This is a genomic window from Nitrobacter sp. CN101, from assembly GCF_055390255.1.
Map to the genome: position 1 here is coordinate 2,462,031 of NZ_AP038833.1, position 20,302 is coordinate 2,482,332.

Below are 20,302 nucleotides of genomic sequence, written 5' to 3' on the forward strand. Positions count from 1 at the left end.
AAGCGGGTGGTGTCGTCGGCAATGCCGACACCATCGCGTATTTTGCCCGAAGCAGCCGTTCTGGCTTCCAGCGTCTCAGCGAGCCTCGACGACCTCGCCGTCTTCCTTGACGAAGCGGCCTATGTGCGGGTTCGGCAGAAGATCGAGGACGACTTCGGAAGGACGACAGAGCGCCACCCCTTTGTCAGTCACGACGATTGGCCGATTGATGAGGATGGGGTGCGCCAGCATTTGGTCGATCAGTTCGTCGTCGCTCCACGTAGAGCGGTCCAACCCCAAATCGCGGTATGGCGTTCCCTTCTCCCGGAGCAGATTCCTCGGCGACATCGACATGGCCGCGAGCAGTTCTATGAGCTTGGACCGCGACGGGGGGTTCTTCAGGTAGTCTATGATCTCCGGCTCTTCGCCGCTCTGTCGGATCATCGCCAATGTGTTGCGGGACGTGCCGCAGTCAGGGTTGTGGTAGATCGTGATTGTCATAGGTTCACCTTCAACACATTGGCAGCGGGTTGATTGACTCCCGCCTCATACCAGCCACGAGACGCCTTCACGATCTTGACCACCGAAAGCATCACCGGCACCTCGACAAGGACGCCTACCACCGTCGCTAGCGCAGCCCCTGAGTTTAGGCCAAAGAGGCTTATGGCTGCAGCAACCGCCAACTCGAAGAAGTTGCTCGCACCAATGAGAGCAGCCGGGCCTGCGACACACCAAGCCACACCAAGGTGGCGGCTCAGCACATAGGCCAGACCGGCATTCAGGTAGACCTGAATGAGGATTGGAACAGCAAGGATCGCAATCACAATGGGCTGCGCCAGAAGTTGCTCGCCTTGGAAGCCGAAGAGCAGCACGAGTGTCGCTAGCAGAGCCATCAAGGAGAGCGGCTGGAGGTGGCCGAGAGTGCGACCGAGCGCATCACCACCACGAGCTATGAGCGCCCGACGCCAGACCTGCGCAAGGACTACGGGCACCACGATGTAGAGCAGCACAGACAGTGCCAACGTCGCCCATGGCACCGAGATGGACGCAACCCCGAGCAGCAAGCCGACCAGCGGAGCGAATAGGACCACCATCAGCAGATCATTCAATGCGACTTGGCCCAGCGTGTAGTGGGGTTCGCCGTCCACAAGATTGGACCAGACGAACACCATTGCGGTGCATGGCGCGGCAGCAAGTAGGATCAGCCCTGCGATGTAGGATGAGACCTGTTCCGCTGGCAGCATGGGCGCGAAGACATGCCCGATGAAGATCGTGCCCAGCAACGCCATAGAGAACGGCTTCACGGCCCAGTTCACGAAGAGCGTCACGCCGACGCCTCGCGCATGCTCGACCACCCGCCCGAGCGCACTGAAGTCAATCTTTAGCAGCATGGGAATGATCATCAGCCAGATCAGCACTGCCACCGGCAGGTTAACCTTCGCCACCTCCCAACCTGAGATCGCGGCGAATGTGCCCGGCATTAGGTGCCCGAGGACAACGCCGACCAAGATACAGAGCGCGACCCAGACCGTCAGGAACCGCTCGAAAATAGACATCAGCAGAAGCCTCTCTGGCTCAGCAACAAGGTGTCGCTGCCGGAGCAGAGCAGCAGGCCGACTGCTTCTCGTGTGCAACGCGGGCGTCGCGTTCCCCCGTGCCATCACCGTAGTCGGTGTTCTCACCAGTGGTCAGGAAGGCTTCCCATGAGATGCCCGCCGGGTCATCGATCCACGACTTCTCCGACTTGGCATAGCAACACGCTGTCTCTCCCTGTGCGATGATCTCCCCGCCCGCGTTGCGGAGCCTCGCATACACTTCCTGCAGCTCGTTCTGGTCCTCGACCTGAATGCCGAGATGATCCAGCCCCGCTTGCTTGCTGCGCGTTGAGATCGCGAAGTTGACCCTCGGGTCATCAAGCATCCATTTCGCGTAGTCGGATTTGAGGACGGTGGGCTGAGTTGCGAAGAGGGCAGAATAAAACCCAACCGAACGTTGGAGGTCGCTGACGGCCACATGAACGTGAAGGCGCTTCATAGCTTTTCCTCTCAGGCTGACATTTTCGTGCGACGGCGAGATGGTTTGCATTGGGCAGCAGGGGCGCAAGATGCTCCTCCACAGCAGTTCTCCGTAAGGAAACCCAAGAGCGCGTTCATTTTGTCGAACTGCGCCGCATAGATCACAGAACGCCCGTCGCGCCGCGAGGTGACAAGGCCCGCCATGCGGAGTCGATCAAAATGAAACGTGAGGGTGTTTGGCGGGAGATCGAGCGCGGTCGCAACCGCCCCCGCAGTCAAACCCTCCGGTCCCGCCTGTACGAGCAAACGAAACACGTCGAGTCGATTATCTTGAGCGAGCGCTGCCAGAGCAGTTACGGCATCAATCTTTTCTATATTTCAACGAATATAGAAATATATGTCATACGTCAACGCCGTTTTTCCAGTTTCGGCGTCGAGACCTACGGCTTGGCTAAACGGCCATGAACATGGCCGCTATCGGCTAAGGTCTCGATGACCCGACATTCCGCTACCCGGCCACAAGCGCATTCCTCGATCATTCGCTTCAATTCTTGACGCAGCGCCGTGAGGCTCGCGATCCGTGCCTCTACTTCGGCGAGGCGAGCCTTCGCGATCTTATCGGCAGCGGCACAAGGCTGGTCAGGATTGTCTTGAAGCGAGAGAAGCGCTCGGATGGCGTCCACGTCAAAGCCAAGTTCCCGGGAATGCCTGATGAAGGCAAGGCGCGCCATTGCGCTCTGGCCATAACGTCGTTGCTGCCCCTCGCTACGCGGCGGGGCGGGCAGCAAGCCGATCTGCTCATAATAGCGGATCGTTGGCACTTTTACGCCGGTACGCCGCGAGAGTTCGCCGATCGGCAAATCCATAAAAAGCTCCTTGAACCTCTAGCCACTATAGGAAGTAGCGTGCCTTCGTTAAAGGAGGCCCACGCATGGCTGATGGCTGCTGCAATAATGAACAAGGCGCTTGCTGCGGGCCGCCCCCGCCGCTGGAGCTCTCGACAAAGATAACCACCGTTGGCATTTGCGCCGGAGACGCTTGCGGATGCTCCGGTGGTGTCCCCGTCTTCGACGGCATGGACCCTCGCTACAAGGTGGCGCTCTGGACAGTCATCGGCATCAACGGGACGATGTTCCTGACGGAAATGACGGCTGGTCGGCTTGCCGGGTCGCATGCATTGCAGGCCGATGCGCTGGATTTCCTCGGAGACACGATCACATATGGCCTCAGCCTTGCAGTGATCGGAGCTTCGCTGCGAACAAGGGCGACTGCCGCCTTATTCAAGGGCCTGTCGTTAAGCGCTATGGCACTGTGGGTCTTCGGCTCTACCGCCTATCACACACTCATTCTCGGCGTGCCTAGGGCAGAGGTCATGGGCATCATCGGCTTCATGGCTCTCGTTGCAAACCTTACGTCCGTGGCACTGCTTATGCGCTACAAGGACGGGGACGCGAACGTTCGATCGGTATGGTTATGTTCGCGCAATGACGCCATTAGCAACGTCGTAGTGATGGTCGCAGCGCTGGGTGTGTGGGGCACGGCGACCGCGTGGCCTGATCTAATCGTTGCCAGCCTGATGGCCGGCGTCTTCCTGACATCTTCGGTGCAAATTCTCCGGCAGGCATGGGGCGAGTATCGAGAAGGCGACGTCTTTGCTTAGGGGCAACAGCCAAGTGCGCCAAGGGAATCCGCCGGAGTTTCAGCGAAGGAGTGCAGGGGAACACCGGCAACGCTTCTGTATTGGAAACCTGTTTTCCCGGCAGTCCTGACATTCGGACGCGCGGTAATCACGAAGCAAAAGGATTTGCGCATGAACAGGGAAGAGAAGCTTGAGGTCTTCAAGGAGGCGGTGAAGCTCGCGGATTCTGGCAAGTACAAGGACTGGGAACAAATTCAGTCGCGGCTTGTGAGTTCGGAAAAAGACGAGCGCCGGAGTTGCTCGACGGGAGAAAGATACGGATGATTCTGGACGCCCAGTGTAAGCTAGCCATTTCTCGAAAGTAGGCATCGGGAGCGGCTCTTGAATAGACCGTTCTCAGACGCGCGGTCAGCCGTCAGCCCATCAGCTTGCAGGGTATTCTCGTCGAATGCCGCGTCGTATTGAAGAATGAAGGACCCCCGGGGGGGCGCGCGTTGACTTAGGGCGAGTTCGCGCTTCATTCGTTGCACAGTTACCATTTCATGCAAGAGTTCGCTCCGCTGCACGGCGAGTTGAAAAAGCGAACGAGATAAAAAGGCTGTCCTGTCCTGGTCTATCGACATCATGAGGCCACCTTTTCCCACCCTAGACCAGCCGACCCCTGCAGGTTTGCCGTGGCGTCCGGTTCAAGTTCCTTCAGGGTGTGCTCAACTAGACGGTTAGTATGCGGGACGTCAGTGTGATCGCTGATCACACCCAAGCCGTTACTGCCGTTGACGTAGGCCAGAGTGACGATACCGACACGCCGTTTTTCGACATTAAGCGTAAGCGTGTCCACATCGGTGCTGAACATCGCCTTGGTTATCTCGGCGAAGTTCCGTGATCGATTGACAATCATTGTCTGCCCGGTGACGGAAATTAAAAAGCCATCGCTGATCGCATTCAGAACGAGCGCGTTTGCAACTTTTTCGCTGCACAAATTTTTTCGCTTGGAACTCTCCTGCGACATCGATTCGCTTTTAGCGATGAGGCAAGTCAAGGAGATGACGCCTACATGGCCGCGGACTCCGCTCGCGGCTTTGTGAGCAGCGGAACAGAACTCGCTCTCGTCTCGGCAGTGTATCTGGGGAACTGCTTACGTGTCAGTCATCGCTCGGCCAGAGCATCAAACTAGCGGCTTGACAGTGAGCAAGATCCAATCGGTCCGTGGAACCTCCGGTTTGCCCCATGTGGAGCGGCTTTGCTCAATGCCGATATCGATCAGCGCCTCAACGGCATGAATTGTGGCCTTCTCAAAAGCGTCAACGAAGGTCGTTATTGAATCCAGCGCCATTGCGTTTGACGAAGATCAATGTTCGAGGGGCGGCATCGCCTTATGAGCGGTCAAAAAGTTGGAGCTCAAACCCGGCTTGAAGGAGTACCTTACTATGTCTTCAAAATCGGTTCCGACATTCCAAGACTTCTTCAGCTACTCAATTGACGCCTGGCAACGCTCAGTCTTGTTTCTCGATGTCATGCGGCAACGGGCAGAGCAATATGAGAAGCACATCGCCAGTGCGGCGCCACATGTTCTGCACTACGAAGTGGAACTTCTTGTCGATGGTCGGAAACTCACCCGGCCGGTGAATTATCTGCTGGCGCGAATTGTTGCGCCCACAGGCGTTACGGTTGATCAATCGAAGCGGCCCTTCGTCGTCGTCGATCCACGCGCGGGCCACGGACCGGGAATCGGCGGGTTCAAGGCGGACAGTGAGATCGGCGTCGCCTTGAAGGCCGGCCACCCTTGCTATTTTATCGGGTTTCTTTTCGATCCAGTTCCCGGCCAGACAATCGAGGACATTGCCCTTGCAGAAGCGGTATTTCTCGAAACGGTCATTGCGCGGCATCCCAACACCGACGGCAAGCCATGCGTGATCGGCAATTGCCAGGCCGGTTGGGCTGTGATGATCCTTGCCGCGCTTCGTCCGGAGCTTTTCGGCCCAATCATCATCGCCGGTACGCCTCTGTCCTATTGGGCCGGCGTGAAGGGCCAGTATCCCATGCGCTATTCCGGCGGCCTGCTCGGCGGCAGCTGGCTTACCGCCCTAACCGGAGATCTTGGCGCAGGCAAATTTGACGGCGCCTGGCTGGTCCAGAATTTCGAGAACCAGAACCCGGCCAACACGCTGTGGACGAAGCAATATGATCTTTATTCAAAGGTGGACACCGAGGCCGATCGCTATCTCGGTTTCGAACGCTGGTGGGGCGGGCATGTGACGCTCAATACCCATGAGATGCAGTTCATCGTCGATGAACTCTTCGTCGGCAATAAGCTTGCCGCTGGAGAGATCCGAACATCCGACGGGACCGCCGTCGATCTGCGCAATATCCGCTCCCCCATCGTCGTCTTCTGCTCGAAGGGCGACAACATTACGCCACCGCAACAGGCCCTGGACTGGGTGCTCGACCTCTATGAAAGCGTTGATGAGATTCGTGCGCACGGCCAGACCATTATCTATTCCATCCACGAGACGGTGGGGCATCTAGGCATTTTTGTTTCCGCCGGCGTCGCCAGGAAGGAACATGACGAGTTTGCATCCAACATCGATCTGATCGATGTGTTGCCGCCCGGCCTCTATGAAGCGGTGCTGACGCCCGTTGGCGAGGTCGCGGACGGTGCAGATCTGATCACTGGCGAGTGGGTCATGCGCTGCGAAACTCGCACGCTAGACGATATTCGCGCGCTCGGCTGCAATGATCTGGAGGATGATCGCCGCTTCGCCGCTGCCGCGAAAGTCTCCGAGATCAATCTGGCGCTCTATCGGACTTACCTGCAGCCCGCAGTCAAGGCGATGACGACGCCGGCGGTTGTGGAGGCTATGCGCCAGATGCACCCGTTGCGCCTCCAATACCAACTTTTCGGCCCGAACAATCCCTTCATGTCCTGGGTTCAGGCTGTAGCCGTGCAGGCACGCGAAAACCGCAAATCGGTTTCCCTGGAGAACCCGTTCCTGGCCACGCAGGAAAAGATGTCGCAACAGATTGTTGATGCACTGGATGCCTGGCGTCAAACCGCCGAGCGTGCTTCCGAGGCCGCATTTCACGCCATTTATGGCTCACCCGTCCTGCAGACGGCACTCGGAATCGATAGAAATTCCGACCGCCAGCCACGCAAGTCGGCGAAAAACCAGCTTCACGAAACATTCGTGGAAACACAGATCGCCGCTCTGAAAGCCGAAATCGACAAGGGCGGGCTGCCTGAAGGGCTTGCGCGAGCCCTTCTGTTCGTTGGCAAGGCGCGTGAGGGCGCCGATGAGCGAGGTTTCGAGGCGATTCGCCGGCTGCGCAGCGCTCATCCGAGCGCGCGCCAGATGACGTTCCTGCAATTCAAGGAACTGTTGCGCAAACAGTTTTTCATGCTGTTGATCGATGAGGAAGCGGCCGTCGCCGCCATTCCGAAACTGTTGCCGAAGGAACTCGACGGTCGCCGCGCCGCCTTCAAAGCGCTGCGCGAAATACTCCAGGCTTCCGGAGCTGTGACCGGCGCTGCGGCCGAGCGCCTCGATCGCGTCGAACGGCTCTTCGATCTTGGCGGCGCGCCGGTGTCGCTGGCGGCAAGCCGAGCCTCGCGCAAGCCCAAAGCGTCTTGAGCCGACTATCAGGAGATTCCGGGTGTCCGAGGCGATCGAATTGAAGCATGAGCCATCGAAATACGACAAGTTGATCGCGGCCGCTCAGGCCGAAGCTACTCCGATCACCATAGTCGCCCATCCTTGCGACGAGACGTCTTTGCGTGGCGCGCTCGAAGCAGCCAAGGCAGGACTGATCAAGCCGGTACTCGTGGGACCTGAAGCGAAGATCAGGGCTGTAGCGAGCGAGTATCGGCTCGATGTCGGCGCGTGGGAAATTGTCGACGCGCCGCACAGCCACGCTGCGGCAGCCAAGGCTGTGGCGCTCGTTCGCGAAGGCAAGGGCGAGCTTCTGATGAAGGGGAGCTTGCACACCGACGAGCTGATGAGAGAGGTCGCTGCCTCCGCCACCGGTCTGCGGACCGACCGGCGGATCAGTCACGTCTTCATCATGGATGTCCCCGGTCATGCAGATACGCTCTTCATCACGGACGCTGCGATCAACATTTTCCCTGATCTCGAGGCCAAGCGCGACATTGTACAGAATGCGATCGACCTTTGGGTGACGATCGGATTAGGTGAGCCGCGGATTGCGATCGTTTCGGCGGTCGAAACGGTCACGACCAAAATTCCGTCGACAATCGAAGCGGCTGCGCTCTGCAAGATGGCCGACCGTGGTCAGATAACTGGTGGCCTTCTCGACGGGCCGCTCGCCTTCGACAACGCCATCAATCCGGAGGCCGCGCGCATCAAGGGTATCAAATCGCCGGTCGCGGGGCGCGCGCAGATTATCGTCGTGCCGGATCTCGAAGCGGGCAACATGCTTGCGAAGAACCTCACATTTCTTACCCATGCGACCGCTGCCGGCATCGTGCTCGGAGCATGGGTGCCGATCGTTCTGACATCGCGGGCGGATTCGGTGCGTACTCGCCTGGCTTCTTGTGCAGTAGCCGCGCTTTTCGCCGTTCGTCGGCGCGCGGCTCGAGGAGTCTAGCGCTATGGACGCTATCCTTGTGATTAATGCCGGTTCGTCGAGCCTGAAATTCCAGGTCTTCGGCGTTGCTGGGGGTGATCTGTCGCGCGTTGTGCGCGGGCAAATCAGCGGTATCGGCACGAGGCCGGCTCTGCAGGTTAAGGGCAGCAAAGGAGAAGTCCTTGTCGACAACAGCTACGCCGCCGGCGCGGTGGGCGATCTCCCGACCGCTATCGTGGTAGTGCGCGAGTGGCTGCTGACACTGGAGGGACTTGAACTGTTGGCGATCGGCCACCGCGTCGTCCATGGCGGGCCCGATTATGCGCAGCCGGTGCTGATCGATGCGAACGTGCTTGAGCAGCTTGCCAGCTATCAGGATCTGGCGCCGCTCCACCAGCCGAACAATCTGGCGCCGATCCGGCTGGCAATGGCGATCAATCCCAATGTGCCTCAAGTCGCTTGTTTCGATACGGCCTTCCATCGGGGACATCCCGAATACGCCGATTGCTACGCCCTGCCATCAGCGCTCTATGACCAGGGCGTAAGACGGTATGGATTCCACGGCCTGTCCTATGAATATGTCGCCGAGCGAATGGCCGAAACGGCGCCGGAGATCGCGCAGGGCAGGATCATCGTTGCGCATCTCGGTAGCGGCGCATCAATGTGCGCGCTGCGCGATGGAATGAGCGTCGAGAGCACTATGGGCTTCACGGCGCTTGACGGACTGCCGATGGGAACCCGGCCGGGTCAGCTCGATCCTGGCATCGTGCTGTATCTGATCGGTCAGAAAGGCATGAGCGCCGAGGCTGTTTCGACCCTGCTCTATCACGGAGCCGGCCTCAAGGGCCTCTCTGGCATCTCGAACGACATGCGCGACCTGCTGGCCAGCGACGACCCGCGGGCCTCCTTCGCCATCGATCACTTCATCTATCGATGCAGTCTCAACGTAGGCATGCTCGCGGCCGCACTCAGGGGCGTTGATGCGTTCGTGTTCACGGCAGGTGTGGGGGAAAACTCAGCGCCGATCCGCGCGAGGATTGTCGAAGGCCTCGGCTGGCTTGGCGCGGAACTGGACCCGGCCGCGAACGACGCCGGAGCCTGTCTGATCTCGGCTGCCGACAGCCGCATCGCCCTATATGTCGTCGCGACTGACGAGGAACTGATGATCGCGCGTCATACCTTGGCGCACATCATGCACAGAAGAGCTGCATAATCACTGGAGAATAATGCTGATGTCGATTCCTCTCGCCAAGGTCAAACTTCTCGACGGCCGAAAGGGTCTGATCGTTGGCATTGCGAACGACCGATCGATTGCCTGGGGCTGCGCCCGGGCTTTCCGGGCCTTCGGGGCGGAGCTTGCCGTCACCTATCTCAACGAAAAGGCAAAGCCCCATGTGGAGCCGCTGGCACGCGAACTTGAAGCGCCGATCTTTCTGCCGTTGGATGTTGCGGTTCCTGGCCAGATCGAGGCCGTCTTCGAGCAGATCGCAGCTACCTGGGGAGAGCTAGACTTCCTCGTCCACTCGATCGCGTTCTCGCCAAAAACCGCGCTCGGCGGTCGCGTGACCGACGTCGATCGTGAGGGATTCCTGATCACCATGGACATATCCTGCTGGTCCTTCATCCGCATGGCGCATTTGGCCGAGCCGCTGATGAAGAAGGGCGGAACGCTCTTCACCATGACTTATTATGGTTCACAGGTGGTGGTGGAGAACTACAACATTATGGGCGTCGCCAAGGCCGCGCTCGAAAGCGCCGTGCGCTACATTGCTGCAGAACTCGGACCGAAAGGCATTCGGGTTCATGCCATTTCCCCGGGCGCTCTCGCGACGCGGGCGGCGTCGGGCATTCCCGAGTTCGATACGCTTCTGGAAAAGACGAAGGTCAAATCGCCGACGCGCGAATTGGTCGACATCGACGATGTGGGCGTCGCCACGGCCTTCCTCGCACATGACGCTGCCCGGCTCATTACCGGCCAGGTGCTCTATGTCGACGGTGGCTACCACATCATCGACTGACCTACCGTTTTCGATTTGAAATTCGGACCGGACGGCGGCTCCTTTTTCAATATCGCAGACTCATTTTCGCGAAAGTGAGGAAATTACCTTATCTGCGGCCGGCATTACGATACCCGACACTTCAAATCCTGTAGGATGAGTTTCCCCCGGAAGTAAGCGCCGTGGAATTGATGGGCAACGGCTCCCTTCAGGGTGATCGAACTGCTTGTGGGCCTCAAAGGCAATATCACGATCGACTGGTCACCACGCGAAAGTGCAGAGCGAAGATGCGCGTGCTTGTGAAGAGAGTTCTGCGCGAGCACGGTTACTGGCGGGCCACGAATGCTTGATCAGTCTTGAAAGACTTGGCGAGGTGACAAGGGCAAGAGCTGTCGCCAGATCGCAGCTTCGCACAGATCGTTGGCCGACCTCAGCCCAATGTCGCAACTGTCGGTCAACCCAGAGCATATAGACGTCGACATGACAGATCATCTCAGAACCACGGCGGCGACGATCGAACTCGAACCTTCCGATGCAACTGCGTTGCACTTGGCCGACCAGACCGGCTTCCTCCATGGCCTCGCGCGCGGCGACCTTATGGGGGGCAACGCCGTCAATGGGATTCCCTTTGGGAATAATCCATCGGCCGCTACCTCGCGATGTGACGAGATAGATGTGGGGAGTGCCGTTGGAACCAAAATGAAGCGGCAGCGCTCCGAACTGACGAAATTCCTGTTTTCGTAAGGCCATGGCGTATTTTATCTCGAATGAGTGACGTCTCCGTGACTTTATTCCCCTCTTGGAGGCAGTTTCGGCAGAAACTAGTAGTGTCCGATAACAGTACGCTGACCAATCGAACAATGACTTATACTCAATCAATTTGACGGTAACGAAATAGTTGCCGCAACCCGAAATTGAGTGCAGAAGCGTTTCGCACATGAATGAGCGACCAGACCAAAGGGTTGGCGATGGAAGCGGCACTGGCCACGAGATTGAGATCAAGTTCAGGACCGATCCTGAGGGCCTGAAGCGGGTTTTGAACTCGCCGGCTTTCACTCTTCCTGCCGTCGTTCACGACCAAATTTTGCGTTCCAACTATTTCGACACCAGCCTCGGCGACTTGCGCAAACAGAACATTGCGTTACGCATTCGCAAGCGCGGCCGGGGCGGCCCCATTCTCGGCGTCAAGGCAAAATGCTCGACGTCGGAAGGGCCGTTTTCTCGCATAGAGATCGAGGTGCGCTCACGTAGCTTGCAACCTGAGCTCTCGCTCTTTGACGCGGAGACCGCCGCTGAACTCGGTCGCCTCATCGGAGAGCGGCCACTTGAACTTCAGTTTGAAACCAAAGTCAGGCGACGCGCTGTCTTGGTGGAGCGGGGCCGCTCTCACATCGAACTTACTTGCGATGACGGAAAGATCGTTTCTGGAGATCAGACCGCTCCGCTTGCGGAAGTGGAACTAGAACTGAAATCTGGTGATGAAAGCGATCTCTGCGATTTCGCGATAACTCTTGTCGATCAATTCCCGCTCAAGCTCGACTTCACCAGCAAGGCAGAACGCGGGTTTTGCCTGTCGACGGGCGAGAGTTTGCCTACAGTCAGGGCAACGGCCATCGAATACGGGGTGGATGCGACGCTTGACGATGCTGTGGTAGCGGTCGTCTCGAACGCCCTGGCGCATTTCATTGGAAACTGGGCTGCTCTTCGCACGGCGGATCGGGCGGATGCCGTTCATCAGGCGAGGGTGGCGTTGCGACGGCTGCGCACAGCAATGAAAATGTTTCAGCACGTGCTATCGTGTCCGGAAATCGATGCGTTGCGCAATGAGGCCCGGAGGATCGCATCCGCTTTTGGCTCAACACGAGAGTGCGACGCTTTTCTCGGCTCTGTGACCAAGGGACCGCTTGCCCATCCCGATCGACCGACCGGGTTCGAGGTGTTGCTGGCCGCGGTCGGGGATCGTCGCGCCGCGGCCTTTCGCGACGTTCGTGCTCTGCTGGAAGAGGTGGAAACGACCCGTTTCGTTCTGGAGGTTCGGGGCCTTCTGGCGCGCCGCGCGTGGCGCAATGGGCTCATCGGTTCGCAATTCGTTCAGCTAACCAGTCCGGCCGAAACTTTCGCGCGGGATGCCCTCGATAGATTGCATGCTCGCGCCCTGAAGCGCGGGAAAAACCTTGCCAAGCTGTCCAATGAAGCGCGCCACAAACTCAGGATCTCGCTTAAGAACCTGCGCTACGGCGCCGAATTTTTCGGAGGGTTCTTCGGCGGTCGGCGCAAGTTCAGACGCTACGTCGCGATCGTATCCACCCTGCAGGACTTATTGGGCGCACACAACGATGTTGTCAGCGCTCGCCGGCTTCTCGACGACTCGCCACCAGAAATGGGACGGACATCGGGCTTCATTCTCGGATGGTATGCACATCAGATGTCGTTCGCTGATGCAAAACTGATCGATGCCTGGAAGAAGTTCGAGGAGGCCGACGTCTTCTGGTGGTGAGGACATTCGTTGTTTGCCTACCTGTCGCTTGCGCCTTATGTGCCTTTTTCAACATCTCGTCGTTCTTCTCAGGGCCAGCTGGGAGCGCTTCGGCCGCCTGCAACGCCTACGGCAAAGGCGGTGACTCAGCCTCGAAGGAAGGCAGCTCTTTAAATCGTCGTCGCCTGCGCGCTCCTTTTCATTTCAGTTGAAGGCGGGAGCGCATTGATGCTCCTGTCACGATGAATGCCAAGCCGTGCGGGTGACGACCCCGACCAAAATGTCCAAGACGGATTTTGGTTCCGCAGCAGAACAGCTATTTTTATGGGTCGACCGGAACGGGAATCGAGAAAGGCTGCACGGGGCTTGCGAGGAACACCGCCGGCGCTCATGATGGTGCATCGTTCCAAAAGGAGTGCGTCAGTGGCGGTTGGTACTGTGAAGTGGTTCAATGGACAAAAGGGCTATGGCTTCATTCAGCCCGACAACGGCGGCAACGACGTGTTCGTCCATATCTCGGCGGTCGAGCGAGCAGGTCTTGGTTCGCTCAACGAAGGCGATAAGGTGAGCTACGAAGTTGTCGCGAACCACGGCAAAGAGAGCGCGGAGAACCTACGCGTCGGTTGATGATTTGATTTAGGTGAGCTGAGCCGGATGTACGCTTGCTCGCGATGTGGATGGCCCGGGCAATGCTGCTTCGGGCCATTTGCGTTTCGGGGTCCGTCACGGTGCGCTATTCTGTTGGCAAGGAACTGGCTGCGGTTCCGGCGCGTTGCTTGTTCCGTCTCAACCGACGCGAGACGAAACGGGAGCGCCGTTTGCCACGACATCCGAGCGACAAAGTAACGACCGGCGCGGAACGTCAGCGCCAGTGGCGAGAGCGGCTACGACAAGAGCGTGGTCCCGCGACAGCGGAGGGCGACGGCTCGTCTCAGGAACTGATCAAGGCGCGGTATGAGATCGAGCGGCTGCGCGCGCAACTGGCAGCCGCTACCAGGGCCGCGCCACCAGCTACGGCCGCGCTGCTCAGGATAAAAATCGAAAACGATGAGCTGCGGAAACTCTTGGCTGCTTCCCGCATGGCTGAGCCTGAACAGATCGCCGACCTGCGCCGAGATATCGAACGTCTGCAGGCAGACTACGCTCGCCGTGACGCTGCATCCAGGGTGACGGAGGCGGCAAGGGATAGAGGGGCCAATGACCCTCGCGTTGCTCGGCTTCAAAAGGAGAACAGCGAACTTCGCAAAGAAATCGCTGCCATGCGTAAGCACTTCGACAAGCAAAGCCAGACACAGGGCGTGATGAGCTTCAAGACAGTATCAATGATATCAAAGGCGCTGCATCCCGACAGCAAGCCGAGTGATCACGACAGGGCGGAAGCTTTCAAAGCGTTCTCGGGATGGAAGGCCGACAGGAACGCGGTGAAGCGCTAAGGGAGGGCGTTCCTGAATCGCTGGCCGGCGGCGGCTTACATGAGCGCGGTAGAATCTTGGCGCGAACTCCCCGGCGGTGAGATCGAGTTCACGATGAAGCGGCTATGCAGCGCCGATTAATGTGCGAAGCCCGCCGACGTGGGGGCATCGACGGGCTGCAGGGGCAGGACGAAGGAACGTGGGGGGCGTTTCCTCCGTCTCCTGGAGAATGCACGGACGGGAAGAGCGTTCCTTGCGAATCTTTGTCGGCTACAAAAATGCACACTTCAAAGAAAAGCCCGCCTCGTAGGCGGGCCAAGTTTCCGGGAAGAAAGAACGGGTTTCCCAATGGGATGGCTATCTCCGTTCCAGCTAATCAACTCACTCAATTAAAAGTTGTTCCACCAAAAAAAACCCGCGAAGGGCGAGGGCGGATTTTTGGTGAGATCGAGCTCACGCTTAATGCGCGCTCTTGAGCCGATCATCGGTAAGACCATCAGGGTCAAAGCCACCGACTCCTACAAGGAGCACGGCGCGACCGAACGGTACCACTACTCTAACAACACCGACTGTATCTACGAGGTCATGTTCGGAGGAACAGCGGCGCAGCTTCGAAGGACGTGGGGCTTGCCTCCAAAGGCAAATATCCGCGACCATCTAACAACCGACCGCCTAGACACGATTATCCAGATTGAAAGCGCCATCACGATCCAGCTAGAAGCGCGCAGAATTACCAATTCTGTGGACCAGCTAAGGGCCGTCAGGCATGTGGCTCTTGGATATCGGGCGATGATTGATGCGCCGCTTAACCTAAAAAACTCAAGCTTTGGCATCTCGGCTAGTTAAAGGTAAAGGGCGTTGCGACAACCCCGCTTCGGCGGGGTTTTCTATTTCGGGAGCTGCACCTCTTTCGACCTTGCTCATCGATCGATGTCGGTCGTGTCTTTAGCCTGACTTGGGCACCTGCGACCGACGTCATCTATCGACGTTTACGATCGCGCCGGTGCGCGCATCCACATCAACTTCCATATAGCTTCCGGCAGTGTCATAGCCCTCGACCTGCCACTCGTTGCCCCATTTGTTCGTGTTTGACACGAAAACCAGCCCGATACCGTTGGCGATATCGACAGCCGCCTGAAGCGGCAGCGGTCCAGCCTGGGTGTAGATCTCGGTCACCGGTTCCTGAACGTAGCCAATGTCGGCTGCCGACGCGGGAAAAGTGAATCCGATCATGGCCAAAGCTGCGGCGGGAAACAGATTATTTCGCATGATCGTTCTCCAAAGCGCGTTCAGACATCGTTGACACACCTCAGCAAAACGCATGTGGCGGAAGACCGTTCCGCATTCATCGCTTCAACCGGGTCGAGGGGCGGTTCCGGATAGCTGATGAGATTGATCTGGGTTTTGCCGCGCGGACCGTTAAGAGAGCGGGATCGAGGGCGCTGTCGTTTTTAGCCCTTGTCTTGCTTAGTCGGAACATTGCTGAACAGATACCCTTGCTCTGCCAGATAGGTACGCACTATCAGGCGAATTGCTTCTGATTGTGTGAGATTCAAGCCTTTCTCACGCTGATCTGCGATGAAGGAGTGCAAATCCAATTCGTCAGAGGCGAGAAGAGATCGCAGCAAGTCAGCGGTATCCGCAAGGTCTTTTGAGACGGAGAGCAACACCTTGTTGGTTAAGGCGTTCTCAAAGGAAAAATCCAGCCGGCCTATCAACTCAGCATTCATGGAGCGATTCGATCGGGCAGCCTCCTGAGCGATCGCAGCCCGCATCCCGGGCGGTAGGCGCAAGACAAATTGATCCGACCCGCGACCGGCTTTTGTGGTTTTGATAGCTTTCTTTGCCATGATAGCACCGTGCGATTTTTTCTTGGCTACATAGTATGACCGTGCTATATCACAAGCCGACTTAAAGAATCCATGAGTGCTAGCTATGGCCAGAACCGACCCCCAAATTCCGATTCGTCTCCCGCGCGATGCCAAGGACTGGATCAAGGCGGAATCCGAGAGGAACGGCAGTTCGCAGAATAGTGAGATCGTTCGCGCGGTTCGTGAGCGGATGGACCGTGTGACATCTAACCGCAAGGCGAGGGGCTAATGTCACGCGGGGTGCAGGCATTCCGCCAGGCGGACGTTGCCAAGGCCATCAAGGCCACGGTAAGCGCCGGGCTGTCCGTGCAGCGCGTTGAAATCGACCGTGACGGAAAGATCGTTGTGGTGATCGGCACACCAGTTCTAGACGCGGCCAACGATAACGAATGGGATTCCGTTCAGTGAAGTGGAAACTCCCGCCGAACGTTCATGGCTACATCAACCGCCACGGCAAGGCGGTGTTCTACTATCGCGTACCGGGTTCGCCGAAGGTCCGGCTGAGAGGCCATCCTGGCTCCGATGAGTTCATGCTCGCCTATGACCTCGCCAGGGCCGGCGATCGGCCAAAGGTTGAATTAGGGTCGGGGAGAACCAAGCCCGGCACCGTCAATGCTGCGCTTGTGAGCTACTATCAATCGAGCGCGTTCAGAGATGGCCTTACTGAAAGTTCGCAGAAGATGCGCCGCGCCATCCTAGAAAGATTCCGCGAGGCTCACGGTGACAAACGCGTGGCCCTGATGACACAGGCAGCCCTACAGAACATCATCAACAAAAAGACGCCGGCAGGGGCTTTGAATTTTCGGAAGGCCATGCGGGGATTTTTGGATCATTGCCTAAGTCTCAATTTTATCAAGGCGGACCCGCTAGCAAGTGTGAAACTGGTTGAGGTAAAATCTGCCGGTCATCACACATGGACCGCCGAGGAATGTCAGCAGTTTGAGGCGCACCATAAAATCGGGACGCGCGAGCGCCTTGCCTACGAATTATTGCTGCAAGCAAGTCAGTCCCGCTGCGACGTGGTTCGCATGGGCCGTCAGCACGTTCGCAACGGCATGATGACGATGGGTCGCCAGAAGACGGGTGTTCTCTTTAACGTGCAGGTGACGCCGTCGCTGCGTCAGGCCATCGATGCCATGCCCGCCGGCCCCCACATGACCTACCTTCTCACGTCCTTCGGGAAACCATTCACAGCGGCCGGTTTCGGAAACTGGTTTCGGAAAGCCTGCAATGACGCCAAGCTGCCGAATCGGTGTACGTCGCATGGACTGCGGAAGGCGGCAGCGACATACTTCGCAGAGCAGGGCGCGACCGACCATCAACTTATGGCATGGTTCGGGTGGACTACAATCTCGCAGGCGCAGGTTTACACCAAGGCGGCAAATCGGAAGCGTATGGCGGAAGCTGCTGCGAGGCTCATTACCGGAACAGGCATTGGCTCACCCGCTAACCCGGTGAGCCAAATTGAGCCGCAAGTCGTTGAAAACAAAGGACTCGGAAATTAACGTGCCAATCCCACGAGGATTCGAATGAACGGCCGGAGTTGTCTGACCATCGTGCTTGCAGCGGGTGAGGGGACACGGATGCGCTCCTCGCTGCCTAAAGTGCTGCATTCGGTCGGGGGGCAGACGCTATTGTCGCATGTGTTGGCGGCCGCGCCAAGCGGACCGGAAACGTTGCTGGCGGTTGTCGTTGGTCCTGGCCATGAGGCTGTAGCCGATGAAGCGAGGCGGGTGCGGCCCGATGTCATGGCGTTCGTCCAGGACCAGCGCCTGGGAACAGCACACGCTGTCCTTGCGGCGAAGGAGGCTATCATCCGCGGCGCCGACGATCTGCTGATCGCGTTCGGCGACACGCCACTGATCTCGGCCGATACGTTCACGCGCATGCGAGCGCCATTGCAGGCCGGTGCATCTCTGGCCGTGCTTGGCTTTCATGCCCGCAATCCTGCGGGGTACGGTCGGCTGATCGTGACCGATGGCCGGCTTACGGCGATCCGCGAGGAAGCGGATGCCAGCGATGACGAACGCCGGGTTACGCTTTGCAACGCTGGTGTCATGGCGTTCGACGGCAAGACAGCGCTGCAAATCATTGAAAAGATCGGCAACACCAACAGCAAGGGCGAATACTATCTCACCGACGCCGTCGGCATCGTCGGCGAGCTCGGTCTGACGGCGGCGGTGATCGAAACCAGCGAGAACGAAGTGCGCGGCATCAATACCAAGGCTCAATTGGCCGAGGCCGAACAGGTCATGCAGACACGATTGCGCGCGGCGGCGCTCGAAGCCGGAGTGACGATGGTGGCTCCCGAGACGGTCTTTCTTTCCGCTGACACCACATTCGGCAAGGATGTGACCATCGAACCTTACGTAGTCATCGGGCAAGGCGTGACTATCGCCGACGGCGCGGCTATTCACGCATTCTCTCACTTGGTGCAGGCGTCAATCGGCAGGAACGCTTCTGTCGGTCCCTACGCCCGGCTGCGGCCGGGAACGTCGCTGGGCGAGGGCGCGCGGATCGGGAATTTCGTCGAGACCAAGGCCGCCGTTCTCGAAGCCGGAGCCAAGGTCAATCACCTGACTTATATCGGCGATGCCTGTGTCGGGGCCAACGCGAACATCGGTGCGGGAACCATTACCTGCAACTATGACGGCTTTAACAAGCATCGCACCGAGATCGGCGAGGGCGCCTTCGTCGGCTCCAATTCGTCCCTGGTCGCGCCGCTTAAGATCGGCGCCGGAGCTTATGTGGGATCGGGTTCGGTCATCACCAAAAACGTGCCTGACAACGCGCTTGCGGTCGGCCGCGGCCAGCAAAGTCTGCGCGAGGGCTGGGCAAAGAGATTTCGCGAGATGAAGCTGCTCGCCAAAAAGCCGAAGAGCGGTTGAAGAAGGAGCCACGGCGAGCAGGCCCCGGAGAACCGAAGACTCACTCTTCTTCGAATTCGGAGAATATAGCCCGCGTGAGGCGCCAGCCGCGCGGCTTCGCCCGCTGCGGCTTCTCATCCGGGGTATGCCTGACGATCTTCGGCTTTGCGGCCGTGCTGCGGAAAGGCGGCGGCCAATGGGCAAGGCGGGATGACGTTTGCGCAAGCGAGCGGGTGGATGCTCGGGAAAAGCGATGCAGTCCGGTGCTCTTGAAATCGCGTGTATCGCTCACGTTCCATGGCTCCCCTATCATGGAATCTTTCTGCATAAACGTTGCGCGTTCGTTAAAGAAGGCCGCAAAGTCGAATGGTGGCCGACTCGCGATGGGAGGGGAGCAGGGCGGAATGCTCAAAGCCTGGACGATTGGCGTGAGGCGATAAAATCCGTCGCGAAGTGTCGGAAAACAGCATAGTGTCTGGAATGCCTGCTCCGGTGCCCCGCTTATCGACAGCGATCCCAAAATCAGCCTACCTCACCGCACATTCAACGCATGTGCGCTCGTTTCCATTTGGCGCACGGTTTCCGGTTGTTAGAGAGGAAAAGACGACATGAACAGCGAAATGAAGATTAAAATTGTCTTGGCAGTCATTCTCATCGTCGCGACATTGCTGGGCCTCAACGCGCTGATCGCGGCTGTTCAGAAAAACGATCATGGGGCGACCCATACAAGCAGTGTCTGGCAGCAGGAACTGCCGCTGCAAGCCAAAAGGATCCGGAAGGCCTGATATTTGTTAGGTGAGGATCCGGGAATTGATGAACCGTATGCTCCGCGAGGGGTAACAGCCTCGGGTGGTTGAATCAGGCCCTTCCGGGCCTCCGTTTCATTTCCGTCTCGATTTCACCTATAGCCTGACGCAAGGCGAAAAGTGCTTGTTCATCTACCTCGAACGCGATGGAGCCAAGTTCGGTCGTCGCCAGCTCTATCGCGTAGCGACCGTCAGGCCGGATCAAAGGGCGTGAAGCCTTTACCGTCACGATGCTCAGTTGTTCGGGGTAATTCAATACGTCCATCGGGAGACCCTCGGATAGGACGAAGGGAAAAGGCGCCCAGATCTCGATCATGCCCTTTTCTTGCGTGAGAAGTCGAGAGGGGTGGAAGCGAGATTTTATCGGATCTCATGCTTCGCAGCCAGTCGCTCGCGGTATGCTTCCAGTCCGCGTCGCCAATCCTGCCCGGGTTGCCATTCGCCCCTTTCGTCCATGGCGCCGGACTCCAGCATTGCGGCTGCGATCTCCCAGTGGCGGTCCACCCACCCCTGAATTTCCGATTCATTCATCTGATGAGACCGGCAGATTCGTTCTGCCATCGCTCGGGCAAGCGGTTCGATGTTTGATGACATGACATCTTGATAAATGTTGTTAGGTGCTGCGCGACAAACGGTGCTCTATCTAGATCCTGATCCCA

General features: G+C 58.2%; 27 protein-coding genes. 16 read left to right on the forward strand and 11 right to left on the reverse strand.

The annotated features are described in order from the left end of the window. Positions 1-75 precede the first annotated feature (75 nt). From arsC to ACZ5IL_RS12370, 5 genes are all read right to left on the reverse strand, one after another. Positions 76-480 (reverse strand): arsenate reductase (glutaredoxin), encoded by a 405-nt coding sequence (arsC, locus tag ACZ5IL_RS12350; protein ID WP_464591811.1) that lies wholly within the window; start codon positions 478-480, stop codon positions 76-78. After that, a complete protein-coding gene (gene arsB / locus ACZ5IL_RS12355; RefSeq protein WP_464591813.1) occupies positions 477-1,535 on the reverse strand; it encodes an ACR3 family arsenite efflux transporter in 1,059 nt (352 codons plus the stop codon). The genes arsC and arsB overlap by 4 nt, the downstream gene beginning before the upstream one ends. Positions 1,536-1,554: 19 nt before the next feature. Beyond that, positions 1,555-2,013 (reverse strand): ArsI/CadI family heavy metal resistance metalloenzyme, encoded by a 459-nt coding sequence (locus tag ACZ5IL_RS12360; protein ID WP_464591815.1) that lies wholly within the window; start codon positions 2,011-2,013, stop codon positions 1,555-1,557. Between the two features lie 11 nt (positions 2,014-2,024). Continuing rightward, positions 2,025-2,369 carry an ArsR/SmtB family transcription factor gene (locus ACZ5IL_RS12365; protein WP_464596901.1) on the reverse strand — a complete coding sequence of 115 codons (345 nt, stop codon included), beginning with the start codon at positions 2,367-2,369 and terminating at the stop codon, positions 2,025-2,027. A gap of 65 nt (positions 2,370-2,434) precedes the next feature. Then, complete coding sequence (locus tag ACZ5IL_RS12370) at positions 2,435-2,860, reverse strand: MerR family transcriptional regulator (protein WP_464591817.1); 426 nt, start codon at positions 2,858-2,860, stop codon at positions 2,435-2,437. 65 nt (positions 2,861-2,925) lie between these two features. Between ACZ5IL_RS12370 and ACZ5IL_RS12375 the strand changes: the two genes are divergently transcribed. After that, positions 2,926-3,654 (forward strand): cation efflux transmembrane domain-containing protein, encoded by a 729-nt coding sequence (locus tag ACZ5IL_RS12375; RefSeq protein ID WP_464591819.1) that lies wholly within the window; start codon positions 2,926-2,928, stop codon positions 3,652-3,654. 150 nt (positions 3,655-3,804) lie between these two features. Further along, positions 3,805-3,957, forward strand: coding sequence for a hypothetical protein (locus tag ACZ5IL_RS12380; protein ID WP_464591821.1), 153 nt, complete (start codon positions 3,805-3,807; stop codon positions 3,955-3,957). Positions 3,958-4,255: 298 nt separating this feature from the next. Here the strand turns inward: ACZ5IL_RS12380 and ACZ5IL_RS12385 are convergent, their stop codons facing one another. Continuing rightward, on the reverse strand, positions 4,256-4,642 hold the full coding sequence (locus tag ACZ5IL_RS12385; protein WP_464591823.1) for a hypothetical protein: 387 nt from the start codon (positions 4,640-4,642) through the stop codon (positions 4,256-4,258). Positions 4,643-5,060: 418 nt separating this feature from the next. Between ACZ5IL_RS12385 and ACZ5IL_RS12390 the strand changes: the two genes are divergently transcribed. The 9 genes from ACZ5IL_RS12390 to ACZ5IL_RS12430 all read left to right on the forward strand — a co-directional run bounded on the left by ACZ5IL_RS12390 (position 5,061) and on the right by ACZ5IL_RS12430 (position 14,945). Continuing rightward, entirely contained in the window at positions 5,061-7,262 is a 2,202-nt protein-coding gene (locus tag ACZ5IL_RS12390; RefSeq protein ID WP_464591825.1) for a DUF3141 domain-containing protein, read from the forward strand. 22 nt (positions 7,263-7,284) lie between these two features. Next, complete coding sequence (locus tag ACZ5IL_RS12395) at positions 7,285-8,235, forward strand: phosphate acetyltransferase (protein WP_464591827.1); 951 nt, start codon at positions 7,285-7,287, stop codon at positions 8,233-8,235. Between the two features lie 4 nt (positions 8,236-8,239). Further along, positions 8,240-9,427, forward strand: a complete 1,188-nt coding sequence (locus ACZ5IL_RS12400; RefSeq protein ID WP_464591829.1) for an acetate/propionate family kinase — start codon at positions 8,240-8,242, stop codon at positions 9,425-9,427. Between the two features lie 19 nt (positions 9,428-9,446). Further along, positions 9,447-10,232, forward strand: a complete 786-nt coding sequence (fabI, locus tag ACZ5IL_RS12405; RefSeq protein WP_464591830.1) for an enoyl-ACP reductase FabI — start codon at positions 9,447-9,449, stop codon at positions 10,230-10,232. Positions 10,233-10,631: 399 nt separating this feature from the next. Then, positions 10,632-10,955: a hypothetical protein gene (locus ACZ5IL_RS12410; RefSeq protein ID WP_464591832.1), complete on the forward strand. Its 324-nt coding sequence runs from the start codon at positions 10,632-10,634 to the stop codon at positions 10,953-10,955. Positions 10,956-11,148: 193 nt separating this feature from the next. Next, positions 11,149-12,708, forward strand: a complete 1,560-nt coding sequence (locus ACZ5IL_RS12415; RefSeq protein ID WP_464591834.1) for a CYTH and CHAD domain-containing protein — start codon at positions 11,149-11,151, stop codon at positions 12,706-12,708. Positions 12,709-13,110: 402 nt separating this feature from the next. Continuing rightward, positions 13,111-13,314: a cold-shock protein gene (locus tag ACZ5IL_RS12420; RefSeq protein WP_464591836.1), complete on the forward strand. Its 204-nt coding sequence runs from the start codon at positions 13,111-13,113 to the stop codon at positions 13,312-13,314. Positions 13,315-13,364: 50 nt separating this feature from the next. Continuing rightward, a complete protein-coding gene (locus ACZ5IL_RS12425; RefSeq protein ID WP_464591837.1) occupies positions 13,365-14,120 on the forward strand; it encodes a hypothetical protein in 756 nt (251 codons plus the stop codon). 441 nt (positions 14,121-14,561) lie between these two features. Beyond that, the gene (locus ACZ5IL_RS12430) at positions 14,562-14,945 is read left to right on the forward strand and encodes a hypothetical protein (RefSeq protein ID WP_464591839.1); all 384 of its coding nucleotides are present in this window, start codon (positions 14,562-14,564) and stop codon (positions 14,943-14,945) included. Positions 14,946-15,074: 129 nt separating this feature from the next. On the opposite strand, the gene ACZ5IL_RS12435 is transcribed toward ACZ5IL_RS12430, so the two are convergent. Then, positions 15,075-15,368, reverse strand: coding sequence for a hypothetical protein (locus ACZ5IL_RS12435; protein ID WP_464591841.1), 294 nt, complete (start codon positions 15,366-15,368; stop codon positions 15,075-15,077). A gap of 182 nt (positions 15,369-15,550) precedes the next feature. Beyond that, positions 15,551-15,949, reverse strand: a complete 399-nt coding sequence (locus ACZ5IL_RS12440) for an Arc family DNA-binding protein (RefSeq protein ID WP_464591843.1) — start codon at positions 15,947-15,949, stop codon at positions 15,551-15,553. 85 nt (positions 15,950-16,034) lie between these two features. Here ACZ5IL_RS12440 and ACZ5IL_RS12445 point away from each other — a divergent pair, with 85 nt between their 5' ends. The 4 genes from ACZ5IL_RS12445 to glmU are packed head-to-tail and all read left to right on the forward strand — an operon-like array spanning position 16,035 to position 18,858. After that, the gene (locus ACZ5IL_RS12445) at positions 16,035-16,199 is read left to right on the forward strand and encodes an Arc family DNA-binding protein (protein WP_464591845.1); all 165 of its coding nucleotides are present in this window, start codon (positions 16,035-16,037) and stop codon (positions 16,197-16,199) included. Then, positions 16,199-16,378, forward strand: coding sequence for a hypothetical protein (locus ACZ5IL_RS12450; RefSeq protein WP_464591847.1), 180 nt, complete (start codon positions 16,199-16,201; stop codon positions 16,376-16,378). The genes ACZ5IL_RS12445 and ACZ5IL_RS12450 overlap by 1 nt, the downstream gene beginning before the upstream one ends. Next, on the forward strand, positions 16,375-17,475 hold the full coding sequence (locus ACZ5IL_RS12455; RefSeq protein ID WP_464591849.1) for a tyrosine-type recombinase/integrase: 1,101 nt from the start codon (positions 16,375-16,377) through the stop codon (positions 17,473-17,475). The genes ACZ5IL_RS12450 and ACZ5IL_RS12455 overlap by 4 nt, the downstream gene beginning before the upstream one ends. A 24-nt stretch (positions 17,476-17,499) precedes the next feature. After that, positions 17,500-18,858 carry a bifunctional UDP-N-acetylglucosamine diphosphorylase/glucosamine-1-phosphate N-acetyltransferase GlmU gene (gene glmU, locus ACZ5IL_RS12460; protein ID WP_464591851.1) on the forward strand — a complete coding sequence of 453 codons (1,359 nt, stop codon included), beginning with the start codon at positions 17,500-17,502 and terminating at the stop codon, positions 18,856-18,858. A 40-nt stretch (positions 18,859-18,898) separates the two neighbouring features. On the opposite strand, the gene ACZ5IL_RS12465 is transcribed toward glmU, so the two are convergent. Beyond that, positions 18,899-19,129, reverse strand: a complete 231-nt coding sequence (locus ACZ5IL_RS12465) for a hypothetical protein (RefSeq protein WP_464591853.1) — start codon at positions 19,127-19,129, stop codon at positions 18,899-18,901. 316 nt (positions 19,130-19,445) lie between these two features. Here ACZ5IL_RS12465 and ACZ5IL_RS12470 point away from each other — a divergent pair, with 316 nt between their 5' ends. Then, positions 19,446-19,622, forward strand: a complete 177-nt coding sequence (locus ACZ5IL_RS12470) for a hypothetical protein (protein ID WP_464591855.1) — start codon at positions 19,446-19,448, stop codon at positions 19,620-19,622. Positions 19,623-19,695: 73 nt separating this feature from the next. Here the strand turns inward: ACZ5IL_RS12470 and ACZ5IL_RS12475 are convergent, their stop codons facing one another. Further along, the gene (locus ACZ5IL_RS12475) at positions 19,696-19,959 is read right to left on the reverse strand and encodes a hypothetical protein (RefSeq protein ID WP_464591857.1); all 264 of its coding nucleotides are present in this window, start codon (positions 19,957-19,959) and stop codon (positions 19,696-19,698) included. 44 nt (positions 19,960-20,003) lie between these two features. Further along, positions 20,004-20,174, reverse strand: coding sequence for a hypothetical protein (locus ACZ5IL_RS12480; protein ID WP_464591859.1), 171 nt, complete (start codon positions 20,172-20,174; stop codon positions 20,004-20,006). Positions 20,175-20,302 lie beyond the last annotated feature (128 nt).

What these genes read in the sequence shown, in the direction of transcription:
- ACZ5IL_RS12445 (WP_464591845.1), top strand. Translation starts at nt 16,035, where the DNA reads ATGGCCAGAACCGACCCCCAAATTCCGATTCGTCTCCCGCGCGATGCC.
- ACZ5IL_RS12480 (WP_464591859.1), bottom strand. Translation starts at nt 20,174, where the DNA reads ATGAATGAATCGGAAATTCAGGGGTGGGTGGACCGCCACTGGGAGATC.
- ACZ5IL_RS12415 (WP_464591834.1), top strand. Translation starts at nt 11,149, where the DNA reads ATGAATGAGCGACCAGACCAAAGGGTTGGCGATGGAAGCGGCACTGGC.
- ACZ5IL_RS12440 (WP_464591843.1), bottom strand. Translation starts at nt 15,949, where the DNA reads ATGGCAAAGAAAGCTATCAAAACCACAAAAGCCGGTCGCGGGTCGGAT.
- ACZ5IL_RS12400 (WP_464591829.1), top strand. Translation starts at nt 8,240, where the DNA reads ATGGACGCTATCCTTGTGATTAATGCCGGTTCGTCGAGCCTGAAATTC.
- fabI (WP_464591830.1), top strand. Translation starts at nt 9,447, where the DNA reads ATGTCGATTCCTCTCGCCAAGGTCAAACTTCTCGACGGCCGAAAGGGT.
- ACZ5IL_RS12360 (WP_464591815.1), bottom strand. Translation starts at nt 2,013, where the DNA reads ATGAAGCGCCTTCACGTTCATGTGGCCGTCAGCGACCTCCAACGTTCG.
- ACZ5IL_RS12370 (WP_464591817.1), bottom strand. Translation starts at nt 2,860, where the DNA reads ATGGATTTGCCGATCGGCGAACTCTCGCGGCGTACCGGCGTAAAAGTG.
- ACZ5IL_RS12380 (WP_464591821.1), top strand. Translation starts at nt 3,805, where the DNA reads ATGAACAGGGAAGAGAAGCTTGAGGTCTTCAAGGAGGCGGTGAAGCTC.
- ACZ5IL_RS12470 (WP_464591855.1), top strand. Translation starts at nt 19,446, where the DNA reads ATGAACAGCGAAATGAAGATTAAAATTGTCTTGGCAGTCATTCTCATC.
- ACZ5IL_RS12435 (WP_464591841.1), bottom strand. Translation starts at nt 15,368, where the DNA reads ATGCGAAATAATCTGTTTCCCGCCGCAGCTTTGGCCATGATCGGATTC.
- ACZ5IL_RS12375 (WP_464591819.1), top strand. Translation starts at nt 2,926, where the DNA reads ATGGCTGATGGCTGCTGCAATAATGAACAAGGCGCTTGCTGCGGGCCG.
- arsB (WP_464591813.1), bottom strand. Translation starts at nt 1,535, where the DNA reads ATGTCTATTTTCGAGCGGTTCCTGACGGTCTGGGTCGCGCTCTGTATC.
- ACZ5IL_RS12450 (WP_464591847.1), top strand. Translation starts at nt 16,199, where the DNA reads ATGTCACGCGGGGTGCAGGCATTCCGCCAGGCGGACGTTGCCAAGGCC.
- glmU (WP_464591851.1), top strand. Translation starts at nt 17,500, where the DNA reads ATGAACGGCCGGAGTTGTCTGACCATCGTGCTTGCAGCGGGTGAGGGG.
- ACZ5IL_RS12390 (WP_464591825.1), top strand. Translation starts at nt 5,061, where the DNA reads ATGTCTTCAAAATCGGTTCCGACATTCCAAGACTTCTTCAGCTACTCA.
- ACZ5IL_RS12430 (WP_464591839.1), top strand. Translation starts at nt 14,562, where the DNA reads ATGCGCGCTCTTGAGCCGATCATCGGTAAGACCATCAGGGTCAAAGCC.
- ACZ5IL_RS12385 (WP_464591823.1), bottom strand. Translation starts at nt 4,642, where the DNA reads ATGTCGCAGGAGAGTTCCAAGCGAAAAAATTTGTGCAGCGAAAAAGTT.
- ACZ5IL_RS12475 (WP_464591857.1), bottom strand. Translation starts at nt 19,959, where the DNA reads ATGATCGAGATCTGGGCGCCTTTTCCCTTCGTCCTATCCGAGGGTCTC.
- ACZ5IL_RS12425 (WP_464591837.1), top strand. Translation starts at nt 13,365, where the DNA reads ATGGCCCGGGCAATGCTGCTTCGGGCCATTTGCGTTTCGGGGTCCGTC.
- arsC (WP_464591811.1), bottom strand. Translation starts at nt 480, where the DNA reads ATGACAATCACGATCTACCACAACCCTGACTGCGGCACGTCCCGCAAC.